We start from the raw sequence: 1,361 nt of genomic DNA, 5'->3' as shown, positions 1-1,361 counted from the left end.
CTTTCAAGGGTAGGGAATTAAGAAAGGGGCAATATAGCCAGTAAAATACAGAACTGAAGTCAGACCGCAAAAATAACTAAGGCAGAAGCGGCGAAGAATGTCAGGGTGTGGGAGGGAAAATGCAATTAGGAAAGAATGAGGAATTAAGACAATGGACGAGGACAGTCATAGAAAAGATGCCGCATCTGTCCAAGTCACAAGCAGTAGTACTAGCAATGTGGAGTTTTGGGATAGTCATGACCCAATCAAGCGGGCTGACAACAGTTTCGGTGTTTTTAGCAGAGCTACTGGGAAAAAAGGAAAATACAGTCCGTCAGCAGTTACGGGAATGGTTGAGAGACGCAGAAGATAAAACAAAAACAAAACATGGGCCGGCTTCATTGGAGGTAAAATCTTGTTTTAGTCCGTTATTGTCGTGGATTTTAAGCCGATGGCCAGAATCAGAAAAACGGCTAGCATTGGCAGCAGATGGTTCCACATTGAGCGATAGATTCACTGTATTAGCAATTAGTGTTGTCTAGCGAGGTTGCGGAATCCCGATTGCTTGGAAAATAGTCGAAGCAACCAAACCAGGAAGTTGGAAACCTCATTGGCAAGAGTTATTTCGCCATATCAGTCAAACAGTTCCAGCAGATTGGTTTGTCATCGTCACCACAGACAGAGGACTTTATGCAGAATGGTTGTACCAACAAATCAAAAGTATTGGTTGGCATCCGTTCATGCGGATTAACCTTCAAGGACTGTTTCAAATTCACGGTGAGAACTCTTGGCGACCACTAAATAGTCTTGTGCCAGAAGTCGGTCGCTCATTCCAGGCTTGGGTAACTTGTTTTAAAACTAACTCGATTGACTGTACCTTGTTAGCTCGTCATGATCCGGGTTATGCCGACCCTTGGGTAATTATCACCGATTTGCCTCCAGAAATTGCCGATGCTTGCTGGTATTCGATGCGTTCTTGGATTGAGTGTCTGTTTAAAGACGGTAAACGCGGTGGCTTTGCTTGGCATCGGACTAAAATTACACGTCCTCAACGTGCCGAAAGGCATTGGTTAGCTATTGCTGTTGCTACTTTGTGGCAAGTCAGTGTTGGCAAAGAAGTTGATGCAAATTTACCCATTAGTAGTTTAGATGAGCTACCACCGACCCATGTTGCTCGACGCAATTTTAAACATAGTTTCCTCCATCGTTGTCTGTCGTGTTTTTGTCGTGGGTTTTTAGTGATTAAGGCTGCCGTTCTCAATCGAGAGCCATTACCAATCGGTGGTTTTTTCCCTGAACCTTGGCCAACCTTGACTCCACAAATGAATGTCTTTCAAATCACCCTCTCTACTGCCTGATTTTTAATTCCCTACCCTTGAAAG

Annotated in this window: 2 protein-coding genes; both read left to right on the top strand. The window is 44.1% G+C overall.

From position 1 onward, the window contains the following. Nucleotides 1–119 precede the first annotated feature (119 nt). The gene (locus RMX98_RS36250) at nucleotides 120–521 is read left to right on the top strand and encodes a hypothetical protein (protein ID WP_409882000.1); all 402 of its coding nucleotides are present in this window, start codon (nucleotides 120–122) and stop codon (nucleotides 519–521) included. A gap of 12 nt (nucleotides 522–533) precedes the next feature. After that, the gene (locus RMX98_RS36245; RefSeq protein ID WP_409882111.1) at nucleotides 534–1,337 is read left to right on the top strand and encodes a transposase; all 804 of its coding nucleotides are present in this window, start codon (nucleotides 534–536) and stop codon (nucleotides 1,335–1,337) included. Nucleotides 1,338–1,361: the final 24 nt, after the last annotated feature.

The organism is Nostoc sp. DedQUE02 (assembly GCF_034531035.1).
GTDB lineage: Bacteria > Cyanobacteriota > Cyanobacteriia > Cyanobacteriales > Nostocaceae > Nostoc.
This window is presented reverse-complemented; position numbering and strand designations above follow the sequence as displayed.